Source organism: Coprobacter tertius (genome assembly GCF_024330105.1).
GTDB classification, from domain to species: Bacteria; Bacteroidota; Bacteroidia; order Bacteroidales; family Coprobacteraceae; genus Coprobacter; species Coprobacter tertius.
The window spans coordinates 115,125-130,270 of the sequence record NZ_JANDHW010000006.1; the positions used below are offsets into that span (position 1 = coordinate 115,125).

Annotated in this window: 13 protein-coding genes; 8 read left to right on the forward strand and 5 right to left on the reverse strand. The window is 39.4% G+C overall.

Annotated features, from left to right (window positions below; genetic code table 11):
- Nucleotide 1: 1 nt before the first annotated feature.
- The 3 genes from NMU02_RS07665 to NMU02_RS07675 form a co-directional block, all read right to left on the reverse strand.
- Nucleotides 2-1,390 (reverse strand): alpha-L-fucosidase, encoded by a 1,389-nt coding sequence (locus NMU02_RS07665; protein ID WP_255027131.1) that lies wholly within the window; start codon nt 1,388-1,390, stop codon nt 2-4.
- A 315-nt stretch (nt 1,391-1,705) separates the two neighbouring features.
- Nucleotides 1,706-2,173 carry a MaoC family dehydratase gene (locus NMU02_RS07670; RefSeq protein WP_255027139.1) on the reverse strand — a complete coding sequence of 156 codons (468 nt, stop codon included), beginning with the start codon at nt 2,171-2,173 and terminating at the stop codon, nt 1,706-1,708.
- A 717-nt stretch (nt 2,174-2,890) separates the two neighbouring features.
- Entirely contained in the window at nt 2,891-4,699 is a 1,809-nt protein-coding gene (locus NMU02_RS07675; protein ID WP_255027141.1) for a glycoside hydrolase family 2 protein, read from the reverse strand.
- 246 nt (nt 4,700-4,945) lie between these two features.
- Here NMU02_RS07675 and nhaD point away from each other — a divergent pair, with 246 nt between their 5' ends.
- From nhaD to NMU02_RS07715, 8 genes are all read left to right on the forward strand, one after another.
- Nucleotides 4,946-6,379 (forward strand): sodium:proton antiporter NhaD, encoded by a 1,434-nt coding sequence (nhaD, locus tag NMU02_RS07680; protein WP_255027143.1) that lies wholly within the window; start codon nt 4,946-4,948, stop codon nt 6,377-6,379.
- A 182-nt stretch (nt 6,380-6,561) separates the two neighbouring features.
- On the forward strand, nt 6,562-6,978 hold the full coding sequence (locus NMU02_RS07685) for a SoxR reducing system RseC family protein (RefSeq protein WP_255027145.1): 417 nt from the start codon (nt 6,562-6,564) through the stop codon (nt 6,976-6,978).
- A gap of 13 nt (nt 6,979-6,991) precedes the next feature.
- The gene (locus NMU02_RS07690; RefSeq protein ID WP_255027147.1) at nt 6,992-7,834 is read left to right on the forward strand and encodes a Fe-S cluster domain-containing protein; all 843 of its coding nucleotides are present in this window, start codon (nt 6,992-6,994) and stop codon (nt 7,832-7,834) included.
- 32 nt (nt 7,835-7,866) lie between these two features.
- Complete coding sequence (rsxC, locus tag NMU02_RS07695; RefSeq protein WP_255027149.1) at nt 7,867-9,204, forward strand: electron transport complex subunit RsxC; 1,338 nt, start codon at nt 7,867-7,869, stop codon at nt 9,202-9,204.
- A gap of 20 nt (nt 9,205-9,224) precedes the next feature.
- Nucleotides 9,225-10,169, forward strand: coding sequence for an RnfABCDGE type electron transport complex subunit D (locus NMU02_RS07700; RefSeq protein WP_255027151.1), 945 nt, complete (start codon nt 9,225-9,227; stop codon nt 10,167-10,169).
- Nucleotides 10,162-10,809, forward strand: a complete 648-nt coding sequence (locus NMU02_RS07705) for an RnfABCDGE type electron transport complex subunit G (protein WP_255027153.1) — start codon at nt 10,162-10,164, stop codon at nt 10,807-10,809. The genes NMU02_RS07700 and NMU02_RS07705 overlap by 8 nt, the downstream gene beginning before the upstream one ends.
- On the forward strand, nt 10,802-11,392 hold the full coding sequence (locus tag NMU02_RS07710) for an RnfABCDGE type electron transport complex subunit E (protein WP_255027155.1): 591 nt from the start codon (nt 10,802-10,804) through the stop codon (nt 11,390-11,392). The genes NMU02_RS07705 and NMU02_RS07710 overlap by 8 nt, the downstream gene beginning before the upstream one ends.
- Complete coding sequence (locus NMU02_RS07715; RefSeq protein ID WP_255027297.1) at nt 11,392-11,970, forward strand: electron transport complex protein RnfA; 579 nt, start codon at nt 11,392-11,394, stop codon at nt 11,968-11,970. Before NMU02_RS07710 ends, NMU02_RS07715 begins: the two co-directional genes overlap by 1 nt.
- Nucleotides 11,971-12,131: 161 nt before the next feature.
- Here the strand turns inward: NMU02_RS07715 and NMU02_RS07720 are convergent, their stop codons facing one another.
- Entirely contained in the window at nt 12,132-13,544 is a 1,413-nt protein-coding gene (locus NMU02_RS07720; RefSeq protein WP_255027157.1) for an arylsulfatase, read from the reverse strand.
- Nucleotides 13,545-13,563: 19 nt separating this feature from the next.
- Complete coding sequence (locus tag NMU02_RS07725) at nt 13,564-15,099, reverse strand: GEVED domain-containing protein (RefSeq protein WP_255027159.1); 1,536 nt, start codon at nt 15,097-15,099, stop codon at nt 13,564-13,566.
- Between the last annotated feature and the right edge of the window lie 47 nt (nt 15,100-15,146).

Genomic DNA, 15,146 nt, shown 5'->3' on the forward strand with positions numbered 1-15,146 from the left:
TTCATCGGTCGACAACATTAAATACGCTGAAATTTTTTATATCGGGCAATGCAACCGAACTCGTAACCGTTAAACGAACCGCCGACGTTTTTACCTGTTCGAAACGCTGAATACGCTTGTGTCCTACAGATTCACCGACACATACACACTGCCAATTTCCATCTTTTAAAACTTCGACTTTATATTTACGTATGCGTTCTCCTTTTGCTATGTTTTCCTGAATGATACAATAGTTAACCTGTTGTTCCCCACCTAAATCAAGGACTAGCGAATCTTTTTTCCCGGACGTCTGAGCTAGCGGTCTTAAAAAGTTTCGATCGATTTCTTTTCCGAATTCTTCAAGTCGTTTTTTGTCTCCTTCCGGTATCAGACCTTGTGGATCGGGAGTGAGACCGATGATTAATGTCGCATTCCTGCCTACCGACTTTTCATATATATCCATCAGTTCATTCAACGAATAAATATTATTCTCGTCTCCGGGCTCCCAAAACCATTCATGACGACCATTTATACCCCTTAACGGTGTATCGGCCATTGCGGGTACCCAATATTTCCCGTTTTTATCTCCATGACGAAGCAACTCGAGCCAATTTTCTTCCCGTTCGATTCCTTTATTATGAGAAGCGGGAACAGGAAAAGTCGACCAACAAGGATAACCTACCGTACCGCTCTCCGACCCACCCCAACGGAGATCGGCTCTATTTATGTTATGATAAAAAAGACATTCCGGCTGATATTTCTCTACAATCGGCTCTACATCAGGTCCATCTCCCAAAGGATCGTCGGCTCCGCCATCGAACCAAATCATGAATAAGTCTCCATAACGGGTGCATAATTCGGTCAACATCTTTTCACAATAATGTTTGTACCACTCCTGCCTTTTACGCTCAAATTCACCTTCACCCCCAACTTTAAAGTTATGAACTCCCAAGAGAGAATTCCAACGGATTCCGAGATAGATACCCGGTTGCAATCCGTATTTACGGCAAGAGTTCACAAAATCACGCACGATGTCACCTTTTCCATTCTTCCATTTAAGGGCTTTTAGGCAATACGGATTCACATCGCTTTGCCAAAGACCGAATCCGGTCTCATGTGTAGCCGTCAATAAAGCAAACTTACAGCCGGCAGCTTTCGCAGAGCGTATCCATTGATCTGTATCTAATTTTTGAGGATCGAATATATTATAGTCATTTATGGGATTTATACGATTACTGACCTGATTGTATCTAACCCCGTCGAAAACATGTAAATCATAATGGAATATCGCACCCATTTCGGCATCATGCCATTTCAATTGTTGCGGCTTGGGTACAGGTATAGTTTGGTTCTGGGAAAAACAATCGATAAAACAGAACAATAACCATAAAATAAAACTCAGCTTATTCATAAATATAGACTTTTAATTAATTCAGCAAAATAAAGTCAGCAATTTATTCCTAATTCATCTACTACCCAAATAATCAGGCTCCTACAAAAACTAATATTCAATCCTCTTAACCCATAGATATTGAATCGAAAGCGTATTTAGAAAATAAAGTGCGGAAAGAGTACAAAGTTATATTTTTATAATGAAAAAATAAAGAAACTTCAAAATTTATAATCCATTTAATATCGATGCAATAAATTAACGCGATAATATACTAATAAAAGCCTTTACCGTCTGAAGCCGGTAAAGGCTTTTATTTATATTTATTATCTGAAATTACTTATTAAAATGATAAAGAAATACGACTGTAGCATCAAGTGCCGTTCTTTTATTATCTTTTATTTCCAAAGCAACCTTTATTTCAGCTTTCGCTATGCCACGTAAATTGGTCAATGATATCAGTTTAGCACGTAAACGAACTTCGTTATCGACCAAAACAGGTTGATTAAAGCGCAACTTCTCAATACCGTAATTAACCAACAGTTTTACGTTATTTACCTCGATTATCTGATTCCAAAGATAAGGAAGGATAGAAAGATTCAAATAACCGTGTGAAATCGTAGTTCCGTACGGGCTTTCCTTCTTCGCCTTCTCAACATCCACATGTATCCACTGATGGTCTAAAGTTGCGTCAGCAAACGTATTTATCATATCTTGTGTGATTTTAAGATAATCCGAAGCACCTAATTCTTTACCGACACACTGTTCAAATTCTTCGTAACTGTTTATTACCAATTTGCTCATTTCTATATATTTTATGCTTTATTCCCTCCAAACAATAATGTAGAGACAAACTTACAATATTTTTTTGATTTTTGAAGGTTTATACCAAATTGTCAAGTTAATTTTTATTTAAAACTTAACACTCTTCCTTCTTTATAAAAACCGGTCTATTCAGTTTTCATAATAACAAAAAAATACTTTTTCGCGCATAACGAAAACGACTATAACGAAATAATTTTATTTACTCTCAACAAAATATCAAATATAGAATATATAAAGTAGACAAGTATATCCCTAAATTCTTAAAGAACATTTCCCAATAGCCGTTGCCCCAAAAAAAGTGTGCCAGTATATAACTGATAGTGCTTACAACCAAAAAAATCAGGACAAAGAAAAATATAAAATATATAAGATCGGGAGCAGCCATCGATGTTAATAAAATCTTAAACAATACCCACCAGATCAAGAACGGATACAGGGCAACATTTAATAAATAAAAGATTATCTTCCAGAATGTTTCCATAAACTCACAATATTATAGGATTTATATTTATTAAGTAATAAGTTGTATTATCAAGTAACCTCCACCTGCAATTCATATACGATATTAATAATTTGGCTAAATATAAATAAATAATTTAAAATAAAAAATATATATCGAAAAAAACGGGTTAAAAGAATATTCCCCTAACCCGTTTTTTTTTCATCGCTAAAATGTTCTGTTATTCCAGCCACATTTTATTCTAAAGCATTACATATTTCATTGTTAACTTCTTTCAATAAAGCTTCATTCAATTTTATCACTTTACGGTCATATGTCATCAAACCGTTCACTTCGACTTCGACATCGGTCGTCTGTGTATAAACAGCTGCCGAAAAGCCCCTGTCTATCAATTTTCTTAATTGACGGGCAAATTTAATGTATTCTCGGGTGGCATCATTCGAATTATCGAATTGTACATACCCCCAGTTACGATCGGGAACCCATAAATGATCTTTTACAACCATTCCTATACCACCATATTCACCCAACACTGTGGCTCGCTGGGCATCGTAAAGATACATATCGGGACCGGGATAATTATGTAAATCGAGAATATCGCCACACGTATAATGATTTCCTCCGCTGGCCGGATTTACTAATCGTGAAGGATCATATTGTTTTGTCCATTCGGTAATTTCCTGAGTCTTAAACTGCCCCCACGCTTCATTAAAAGGCACCCATACCCCTATACAAGGGTTAGAATACAGATAATCCAATATCTCTTTCCACTCTTTTCTATAATTTTTTTCCGATGCGAGGGTACGTACATTTTCTGCACCATTGAAATAATTCCGGCTTTGCCATTGAGGAGAACGGTCGCCACTGGGCATATCCTGCCATACGATGATTCCTAATTTATCGCAATGAGTATACCAACGGGCAGGTTCAACTTTTACGTGCTTGCGAATCATATTATAACCGAAATCTTTTGTCTTTTGTATATCGTATAATAATGCTTCATCGGTAGGAGCGGTATACAGCCCATCGGGCCACCATCCCTGATCGAGAGGCCCAAACTGGAATATATCTTTATTATTTAACTGTAAACGTACAATTCCATTTGCATCTCTTCGGGTAGAATATTTACGCATAGCCGTATATCCCTTAATCTCATCCATCTTTTTACCTTTATTATTCAGTGTTATTTTCAAATCATAAAGGAAAGGGCTATCGGGAGACCATAATTTAGCATCCGCCGGCATAGGTACTTCTACCGATCCGCCATTGATCACCGCTTGTTCGGCAACCTTTACATTCCCCTCGTAAACACTTACTTCTATTTTATCCCCTACACTCGCCATATTAGTATTTACATCTACCTTCAATAAATGACGATCGATATCGGGCACAATTTTCATACCACTTATGTAACGTTCGGGAACAGGTTCAAGCCAAACAGTCTGCCATATACCACTTACAGGAGTATACCAAATACCTTCAGGTCGATTTACCTGTTTACCACGCGGTTGATAACCACGATCGGTCGGATCCCATACTTTAACTTTAAGTATATTTTCACCTTTATTAAGAGCCGCTGTAATATCAAAAGTAAAAGGGGTATATCCTCCCGTATGTGAACCTACTTTTATTCCATTTACCCATACGTCGGTTTTCCAATCTACCGCTCCGAAGTGTAACAAAACATTTTTTTTATTCCAGGAAGATGGTATTTTGAATTCACGCTGATACCAGAGTTCTTTTTTATCCCCTAATCTCTTTCCAACGCCCGATAAACTCGATTCTACAGCAAAAGGAACCAGTATCTTCCCTTCGAACACTGCCGGTGAAGCGGTTCCGGCATCGGTAATCGCATAATCCCAAAGGCCATTAAGATTTTGCCACTCTTCCCGTTCCATCATCGGCCTCGGATATTCGGGCAGTACATTGTTCACATCGATATTCTCAGCCCAAGCCGTCTTTATTTTATCTCCGGCCGGAGCCCACTGCGCATATAATGGCATCGCCATTGCCAATGCAGGTAATAGTGACTTAAAAAATCTCATAAAATTATATTTAGAAGTTAATGAATAACATATCACATTTACAAAAAATAATTCTAAATTTGCAAGCGCTTTTATTAATAGCGTATGGAAATAAGCATTATGTGTATGATCAAAAAATGTTCATCGCACCAAAGATAATGACAATTTCTAAATATTTATTTAAAAACGACGCAGAAACAGAATCTCCTGTTTCGTGTTATTCTGTGAAAAACATATTTATTCATTTTTTTAAATATCTGATTTATTATGTTAGTACTTATAGTTGCCGTTTTTATCATCGGATATCTTCTTATTGCACTGGAACATCCGATACGTATCGACAAAGCAGCCATTGCTTTGCTGCTGGGAATGTCTTTATGGGTTATATATACTTTAGGAGCCGGGGAAATTGTTCCTGCTGTCGACGGACAAGCTCTTAAAGATTATATAGCCGCCTCTCCGTCTCTACAAAATTTGCCTTTAGTGCAACAATGTATAAACTACATCGTTAATGTGCAAATTATCGAACACATGGGTGATATTTCGGAAATATTATTTTTCCTCATCGGTGCAATGACAATTGTAGAACTTATAGATGTCCACGGAGGTTTTACCATAATCACCAACAACATTACCACTCGAAAAAAACGGCAATTATTATGGCTTTTGGCATTCCTTACTTTCTTTATGTCATCTATACTCGACAATCTCACCACTTCGATTGTAATGATTATGCTATTGCGAAAAATAATCACCGTACAACGTGAAAGATGGTTATACGCATGCATGGTAATAATTGCGGCAAATAGTGGTGGCGCATGGTCTCCTATCGGGGATATTACCACAATCATGCTATGGGTAAAAGGAAATGTTACCACAATGAAACTGATCGAGTTCGTACTCATTCCCAGTCTGGTATCGATGATTATTCCGGTATTCTTTATTTCCAAGCGTTTACGAGGCGAATTACAGTCAATCGGTACAGCAGAAATCGATACAACTTGTAACCGTATTTCTAAAGGGAAAAAAACAACAATATTAATATTAGGTATACTCGGTCTTATTTTTGTTCCTATTTTCAAAGCCGCGACACATTTGCCCCCCTTTATGGGAATACTACTTTCATTAGGCATTATATGGGTATTTACTGAATGTATGTATAACAAACTCAATATCGACCCTATCGACGAAAATCGGGTACCCCGAATATTAAAACGCATAGATATACCTACCATTTTATTTTTCTTAGGTATACTTATGGCTGTGGCCGTATTACAGGCTACAGGTATACTTACTTCTACGGCACAATGGCTGGACACGAACGTTCACAATATATATATTATTAGTATTCTGCTGGGAGTTTTATCTTCGATTGTCGATAATGTACCTTTAGTCGCTGCAGCTATCGGAATGTACCCGATCATAGACCCGATTACCTTGGCTTCGGCAGATCCCTCTCAAGCCGCTTACCTCTCCTATTTCATTCAAGACGGTCACTTCTGGCAATTTCTTTCCTATTGCGTAGGAGTAGGAGGCAGTATGCTTATTATCGGGTCGGCAGCAGGTGTAGTAGTTATGGGACTCGAAAAAATAAATTTTATATGGTATCTCAAGAATATCACGTTACTCGCATTGCTGGGATATTTAGGAGGAGCAATCGTTTTCATCGGCCAAGTATTGCTCTCCGCAGGAGCGATTTAATATCGATAAAAATAGAGAAAAAGGAAACCATTCAGCTGAATGGTTTCCTTTTTTATATGATAATTATCTTATCGCTTAAGTATTATATAATTAAAAAGTTTACCATATAAATACGTAAAATTCGGTACGAAATCTCAAAATAAAAGATATTTATACTATATTTGCAATGTCGAGATAGCAAAATGAGTAAATTAATCAAACACAAAGGTATTATCAAAGACATCAGAAACGGAATTGCGAAAGTAGAGATTACTCAACTTTCGGCCTGCTCGGGATGCCATGCTCGTTCTTACTGCTCGGCAAGCGACAAAAAAGAAAAAATAATCGAAGTATCCTGTAACGGAAACTCTTTTAAAACAGGTGAAACCGTAATCCTTATATCAAATTCCGATATCGAACGCGAGGCACTGCTTATCGCTTTTGTATATCCTTTTTTCTGCTTGGTCGCCGTTCTGATCATTGTATATTTTTTATCACGAAATGAGACAATAGCCGGGATTACATCCCTCGCCATTTTAGTACCTTATTATATTATTATCGGATTATATAAAAAGAAACTGAAAAAGAAATTCGTATTCTCATTACACAAAACCGATTAAATCATATCTTTTAATGAATATTATACTCGTATCCATATTATCATTAGGAAGTATCGGAGCGATAAGCGCCGTAATTCTTTATTTCGTATCCCGTAAATTTCGCGTTTATGAAGATCCCCGCATCGATCTTGTTACCGAAATATTACCCGGTGCCAATTGCGGAGGATGCGGTTACCCCGGTTGTCAGGGCTTTGCCGAAGCTTGTGTAAAAACGGATACCCTCGACGGAATGTTATGCCCCGTGGGGGGTACTTCTGTTATGGCAAATATTGCTGCAATTGTAGGGAAAGAAGTAAAATCCGCCGTACCGATGACTGCTGTAATACGCTGTAACGGTAGCTGTAATAATCGTAAACAAATGAATATTTACGACGGAGAACGTAACTGTGCGATAGAAGCGTTGTTATATAGCGGAGAAACAGGTTGTTCATACGGTTGCCTGGGGAACGGCGACTGTGAAAAAGCATGTACTTTCGATGCTTTACACATAAATAAAGAAACGGGGCTTCCAGAAATAAATGATAATAAATGTACTGCATGTGGAGCCTGTGTAAAGGCATGTCCCAAAAACATTATCGAATTAAGGAAAAAAGGGACAAAATCACGACGTATTTATGTCTCCTGCGTTAATAAAGACAAAGGATCTATAGCGAGAAAAGCCTGTACTGCCGCTTGTATCGGCTGCGGTAAATGCGAAAAAGAGTGTCCTTTCGGTGCTATTACCGTAATAAACAACATTGCGTATATCGACGACAATAAATGTCGACTTTGTCGGAAATGTGTCGATGTTTGTCCTACAGGTGCCATCCATGCAATCAATTTCCCACCCCAAAAAATGGAAACGATTACCGCATAGATTAAAATGTTACAGTTACAAAACCCAACAACATGTTAAAGACTTTTCGTAAAGGAGGTATTCATCCTCCCGAAAATAAATTGTCGGCCGGGAATAAAATAGAAAATGCCGATTTACCGAACCAAGCCGTTGTTTTGCTTTCTCAACACATCGGAGCTCCGGCTCTACCTGTCGTTAAAAAAGGTGATCAGGTAAAAACAGGTACGCTCATCGGTCAAGCTTCCGGATTTGTTTCTGCCAACATACATTCGCCCGTATCGGGAACCGTTATTAAAATAGATACCGTAACCGACGTATCGGGATATAAAAAAGAAGCTGTTTTTATCGATGTACAGGGTGACGAATGGGAACAAGCGATCGACCGATCAGAAACAATATCCGACACATGCAACCTATCGGGAAAAGAAATCATCGAAAAAATAAAAAGCTGCGGTATCGTCGGATTAGGAGGTGCGACTTTTCCGACACATGTAAAATTATCGCCTCCCCCAGGAATGAAAGCTACAATTCTCCTGATTAATGCCGTAGAATGTGAGCCTTATCTTACCGCTGACCATCGGCTGTTGCTTGAAAAGGGAAAGGAAATTCTAATCGGAACTAAATTACTGATGAAAGCCACAAATGTAGATCGAGCCGTAATCGGAATAGAAAACAACAAAGCCGATGCTATCGACCATTTAAAAAAACTGGCAGCAGATTATCCATCAATAGAAATTTGCCCTTTAAAAGTCAAATATCCTCAAGGTAGCGAAAAACAGTTAATCGACGCAATTATAAAAAAGCAAATTCTTTCGGGAGGATTGCCTGTTTCTGTAGGTGCTATCGTGCAAAATGCAGGGACCGTTTTTGCAGTTTACGAAGCTGTACAAAAAAACAAACCGCTAATAGAAAGAATCGTAACTGTCACAGGAGACTCTGTAACTCAACCCTCCAACTTCAGGGTAAGAATAGGAACACCTGTAAACGAAATAATAAAGGCTTCCGGCGGAATACCTGAAAATACCGCTAAAATAATTTTCGGGGGACCCATGATGGGGAAGGCTTTTTCCGATACCGGTATCCCTGTAACTAAAGGTTGCTCGGGTATAGTCATGATAGACCGACAAAAAGCTTTTAGAAAATCTCCCAAACCTTGTATCCGGTGCGGAAAATGTATCGGCGTATGTCCGATGGGACTCGAACCCGTTTCTCTGATGAATGTATCTGAATTTTCCTTATGGGAAAAAGCCGAAGAACTCCATATTATGGATTGTATCGAATGTGGTTCTTGCAGTTACACCTGTCCATCATACCGACCACTTCTCGACCTGATACGTCTCGGAAAAAATCGTACGGGAAACATTATTCGCAACAGGGTGGTAAAAAAATAACCGCAAAAACATATTGTCGTATGAATCAAAAATATATCATTTCAGCATCTCCTCACATACATAGTGAAAATTCTGTAGCAAAATGTATGTATGGTGTGCTTATCGCACTTATACCGGCATTTATCGTTTCAGTTTTTTACTTCGGTCTTGGTGCGCTGGTAGTCACCGCTACCTCGGTTCTTGCATGCGTAATTTTCGAATACCTCATAAGCCGTTTTCTATTAGAAAGAAAACCGGATATAGCCGACGGATCGGCTATACTCACGGGGGTACTTCTCGCTTTTAACCTGCCATCGAATCTGCCGATATGGATTATCATTATCGGGGCTCTCGCAGCTATCGGTATCGGGAAAATGTCTTTTGGTGGTTTAGGTTGCAATATATTCAATCCGGCTCTCGTAGGACGAGTATTTCTGCTAATATCTTTCCCGGCACAAATGGCGAGCTGGCCACTACCGGGGACTACCGGCTACCTGGATGCCAAAACAGGAGCTACCGTTCTATCGATTCTGAAATCGGGGGCAACTTTTACACCCGAATATTCCGATATGCTTTTGGGAAATATGGGAGGCAGCCTTGGAGAGGTAGGGTCTATAGCGCTATTACTGGGTTTCGTTTACCTACTCTGGAAAAAAATAATTACCTGGCATATTCCGGTTTCGATATTGGTTACTGTTGCCGTTTTCTCAGCTTTAATCGGTATGAATCCGGTCGTACAATTACTATCGGGAGGGCTTTTACTGGGGGCTATTTTTATGGCTACCGATTATGTTACTTCACCTCTTTCTCAAAAGGGAATGATCATCTATGGTATTCTCATCGGATTACTTACCGTAATCATCAGACGGTGGGGGATATACCCTGAAGGCGTTTCATTCGCAATTCTCATTATGAACGCTTTTACTCCATTAATCAATATGTATATCAAACCTAAACGTTTCGGGAAGGTGGTGCACCATGGCTAAAACAGAATCATCATTTTTAAACATGTTGATCGTACTTACATCGATCACAGTAATAATAGGAGCTTTATTAGGATATGTTAACCAAATAACCGAAGGTCCGATTAAATTAGCTGAAAAAGCGAAACAGGAAAAAGCAATTAAAAAAGTAGCGCCGCATTACAATAACGATCCGATTGCAGAAAAATACGAACGAGTATTAAATGCCGGTACCAAAGATTCGCTGACAATCACGATTTTCCCGGCAAAAGAAAATGGGAAACCGATAGGCGCAGCCGTAGAAACACAAACTAATAATGGATTTTCAGGAAATATAAAAGTTATGGTTGGTTTCGACAACGATGGAAAAATTATAAATTACATGGTCCTTAACCATTCTGAAACACCTGGTTTAGGTTCTAAAATGGAAAAATGGTTTAAAGACGAAAATGGAAATAGAAGCATCATAGGAAAAAATGCAAAAGGATTGAAGGTGAAAAAAGATGGAGGAAACATAGATGCTATCACAGCAGCTACCATCAGTTCGAGAGCATTTTTGGATGCCATCGAAAACGGGTATAATGCTTTCATGAACAAAACCGATGCCCAAAGCGGGGCTTCACCAAAATGGAACGAAAATAAGGAAGGAGGGAAAAATGAATAAAATAAAAATCGTTCTGAACGGTATTATTACCGAAAACCCAACATTCGTTCTTTTATTGGGAATGTGTCCCACATTAGGTACAACTTCTTCAGCCATTAACGGATTGGGAATGGGGTTGGCTACAACCTTCGTACTCATTTGTTCCAATGCTGTAATTTCCCTTATCAAAAATATGATTCCCGATAAAGTACGTATTCCTTCCTATATCGTAATTATAGCAGCATTTGTTACGATACTCGAAATGTGTATGAAAGCCTATACCCCCGAATTATATTCGAGTTTAGGACTATTCATTCCATTAATCGTCGTTAATTGCATTGTTTTAGGTAGGGCAGAATCATTCGCTTCTAAACATCATGTTTCCGACTCTATTTTCGACGGAATAGGAATCGGGATCGGTTTTACACTTGCCCTTACATTATTAGGCGCGGTAAGAGAATTTCTGGGTACAGGTAAAATATTCGACGCGATTTTGTATCCAGAACACTACGGTTCACTTATATTCGTTCTCGCACCAGGCGCATTTATCGCTTTGGGATACCTTATCGCCTTGGTAAACAAATTTAAAAATAAAAAATCATGATTACCTATATATCGATTTTCATAACTGCTATTTTCGTAAATAACATCGTACTGGCACAATTTCTGGGTATATGCCCTTTTTTGGGAGTATCTAAGCGGGTAAATACGGCTATCGGTATGGGAGCCGCCGTGGCATTCGTCATGACTTTATCGACAATCGTTACCTACCTTTTACAAATATACTTGTTAGAAGCTGCTCACTTGGAATTTCTCCAAACAATTGTATTTATCCTGGTTATCGCCGCATTAGTACAAATGGTAGAAATTATCATGAAAAAGGTATCTCCTCCCCTTTACCAAGCCTTAGGTGTATTTTTACCTTTAATTACCACAAACTGTACTATACTCGGAGTCGCCATCATGGTAATACAAAAAAATTACGACCTCATAGAATCGGTCGTATTCGCCATTTCCTCAGCAATCGGATTTACCCTGGCCATGGCTCTTTTTGCTGGCATACGCGAACAACTGAGTATAACATGTGTCCCCAAAAGCCTACAGGGTGTACCTATCGCTCTTATCGCAGCAGGACTCTTAGCCATGGCATTTATGGGTTTTTCCGGTATAAAAATCGGGTAAATCTCATATTAATCCGCTATACAGTCATTATTAAAATCGATTTTCCTTATAAGTTCTCAGATTTTCTCATAATCGACAAGTTAAACAAAAATCTTGCTTTTAAAAAGAACTGTCTGAAAAATCCAGACAGTTCTTCCTTCACTTATAATTAATCGAAAATACTACCTCCCGAAATTAAACATATCCGAAGGCGTATGCTCTCTGTCCATGATAACTTTCAGTTCTTCAACCTTTTCTGGATGTTGCGACGCAATATTATGATCTTCGTGAGGATCTTCGGCAATGTTATACAACTCATGCGTAGGATTTCCCGAACTAATATTCTGGCGTATCAGTTTCCAGTCGCCTGCCCTTACAGCCTGCCGGCCACCTTGTTCATGAAATTCCCAATAAAGGAAATCATGATGTTTTTGCCCCTCCCGGCCCTGCAGTTGAGGCAGTATAGAGATTCCGTCCATAGGTTGAGGCCTCCACGAGGCATCTTTTCCCAGTAATTCGCAAAACGTAGGCATCATATCCCAACCAGCGGCCTGAATGTCGGTGACCGTACCCGGCTGTATCTTACCGGGCCAGTAAGCGATATAAGGTACACGCATACCTCCTTCATATAAAGCCCGCTTAAGTCCTCTCAATCTTTCTTCGGTATTAAAGAATACCGGATCGGCTCCTCCTTCATCGTGAGGTCCGTTATCACTGGTAAATATAAATAATGTCTTATCGGCTAGCCCGAGTTCCTCCAGTTTAGCAATAATTTCGCCTACATAGGTATCGAGACGCGTAATCATAGCGGCAAACTGGGTTCTGGGCTCGGGGGCAGGAGCATAATCTCCCTCGCCGCCATAAGACCTGGGTTCATAAAATTTACCCCGGTACATCGCTACAATAGAATCATCGGGCTGTTCTAACCCGGCATGAGGTATCGTATAAGTGAAATACCCGAAGAAACGCTTATCTTTATTATCGTCGATAAATTGTAACGCATGCTCGTGAATCGCATCCTGGGAATATACATCACGGGAAGGATAATTCACCCTTTCCTCGTTACTCCACAAATGATCGGGATAATACGAATGCGCTTGCCGCTGGCAATTGTAACCGAAAAACACATCGAATCCTACTTTATTGGGAGTGGCTACTGAACCCGGATATCCCATTCCCCATTTTCCGAAGCACCCGGTAACATATCCTGATTCCTGAAACAGGTTACCGATCGTCTTTACAGAGGGATCTAACGGTTCCTGTCCTTCAGGCCGTACTTCCTTATTACCCCGTATTTTGGTATGTCCCGTATGCTGACCTGTCATTAAAGATGCTCTCGAAGGAGCACTCACCGCCGTACTGGCATAAAACTGAGTGAATGCCATTCCCTTCTCTATTAACCGATTAAGGTTAGGCGTAGCGATCATTTGTTGTCCGTACGCCTCGATATCGCTATATCCCATATCGTCACACAATAAATAAATGACATTCGGCATATCGGCGGTGGCAGGCCGAGGATTTTGAGCTTTCACGCTGTTGCATAAAAAAGGCAATACGAGACCACTCGAGAGATATAAAAAATATTTTGTATTCATATTATATCTTTATCTGTTTTTAAAATTTACTTAACTTCAGTGTATATTTTTCTCCGGTAGGATAATGGAAAGCGATAACAAAAAAATTCGACGGATAATCGATGTGGTATCCAGCGGCATGCGCTTCGGTCAGATATTCGGCTACTATTTGTCCGGTCATATTAAAAACTTTTACCCGGCAATTATCGGAAATTCCGTTTATTTTCAGTAAATTATCCTGAAAATAAGCATTTGGCACGTTTATCTTTGCTTTCTCAAAACCGGTAAGTATCGGCGCTTTATAAAAATACCACCCCGACCCGGTACCTACCCCGGCATCATATAATACCACTTGCCATGTACCGTCTTTAGCATTCATCAATAAATTATCTTTGCCCTTATATTTAATAGAATAACTTTCATTGGCATTTCCACTGGGAGAAACGACAAATTCACTACCGTTTCCCGACAAAACGAGTTCATCTGTAAGATTTCCAGTACTGTAAATTTCCCGGTTGGTTCCTCTATGTATAAATTTCACTTTATCACCTGTTGTCGTTTCGAGACGCCAGAGGAACTTATCGGTAATATCAGCTGGTTTTTCACAGCGAAGCGCCGATGTATAAGTAGCATCTACCGTCTCATCGTATGCCACATATCTGTCGCGTCGGGTTTCTGCAGTATGAGCATTTTTTATCTGATACCATATCGGTTTCGAAGCTGTACTCGGTTTAGGAGCTTCCAATAAGGGCTCGTTCGATGTAAAAAACGCCGTAAGATGTACACTCTTTTCAACCGTAAACGTATATCTTTCTTGGCTACTTACTGTAACATCACCCAATTTCCAACCTTCAAAAGTAGTTCCTTCATTCGGCTCGGCTACGACAGTAACCGAAGTTCCACGATCGAATTTACCCGATACGTTAGGTAAAGTTTCTATAAATGCCCGTCCATTTGTATTATTGGCATTCACCGAAATAAAAAAATCATTCGACTCTTTCGGTTCCATCACATATACCACAAAATCGTATACCCGGCCATTATTTACCCGCGCATCTGAAGAAGCGGGCGCAGACGAATCATATCGCAGACGGATACGAGTTTTTCCCAAATCCGCATCATCAGGTACCACAATATTCTGCTCAAAATTCTGTCCGTCTCCGACTATCTGCACCGTTTGAGATGATTCAAAAATGCCGTCACGATTCCAATCGAAATATAAATTTACAGCCATACTACCGGTTACATTTTTTTGAGAGATTCTCAAATCAAAACTTTTCCCGCGTTCTATCAGAGAGGTAGCTCTCGAAACAACGACAAAATGTTTTGCTGGCGAAAATGTAACCTGATAGCCTAGCGGGAATTCGACACCATCGCCAGTGGTAACGGCCGAAGTAATATACATGCTTCCGGCATTACCCGCCGGCATGGTATACAAAGCGTTTTCCGCTTTCATAGAACCGAGCCTGATCATTGTTTCAAACGGGTCGCTAACCACAAAATCCTGGGCGCTTGCAAAAGATGTACAGGATAAAAACAATGATAAAATAAAAATTAATTTAGCTTTACAATTCATTGCGAATATTTTTTATGTTATCAAAAAGGGAAATAAAAACGACCGAA

Excerpts from the sequence above, each read along its gene's own strand:
- NMU02_RS07670 (WP_255027139.1), bottom strand. The coding sequence starts at position 2,173 with ATGAGCAAATTGGTAATAAACAGTTACGAAGAATTTGAACAGTGTGTC.
- nhaD (WP_255027143.1), top strand. The coding sequence starts at position 4,946 with ATGTTAGTACTTATAGTTGCCGTTTTTATCATCGGATATCTTCTTATT.
- NMU02_RS07725 (WP_255027159.1), bottom strand. The coding sequence starts at position 15,099 with ATGAATTGTAAAGCTAAATTAATTTTTATTTTATCATTGTTTTTATCC.
- NMU02_RS07690 (WP_255027147.1), top strand. The coding sequence starts at position 6,992 with ATGAATATTATACTCGTATCCATATTATCATTAGGAAGTATCGGAGCG.
- NMU02_RS07685 (WP_255027145.1), top strand. The coding sequence starts at position 6,562 with ATGAGTAAATTAATCAAACACAAAGGTATTATCAAAGACATCAGAAAC.
- NMU02_RS07720 (WP_255027157.1), bottom strand. The coding sequence starts at position 13,544 with ATGAATACAAAATATTTTTTATATCTCTCGAGTGGTCTCGTATTGCCT.
- NMU02_RS07700 (WP_255027151.1), top strand. The coding sequence starts at position 9,225 with ATGAATCAAAAATATATCATTTCAGCATCTCCTCACATACATAGTGAA.
- rsxC (WP_255027149.1), top strand. The coding sequence starts at position 7,867 with ATGTTAAAGACTTTTCGTAAAGGAGGTATTCATCCTCCCGAAAATAAA.
- NMU02_RS07675 (WP_255027141.1), bottom strand. The coding sequence starts at position 4,699 with ATGAGATTTTTTAAGTCACTATTACCTGCATTGGCAATGGCGATGCCA.
- NMU02_RS07710 (WP_255027155.1), top strand. The coding sequence starts at position 10,802 with ATGAATAAAATAAAAATCGTTCTGAACGGTATTATTACCGAAAACCCA.
- NMU02_RS07665 (WP_255027131.1), bottom strand. The coding sequence starts at position 1,390 with ATGAATAAGCTGAGTTTTATTTTATGGTTATTGTTCTGTTTTATCGAT.
- NMU02_RS07705 (WP_255027153.1), top strand. The coding sequence starts at position 10,162 with ATGGCTAAAACAGAATCATCATTTTTAAACATGTTGATCGTACTTACA.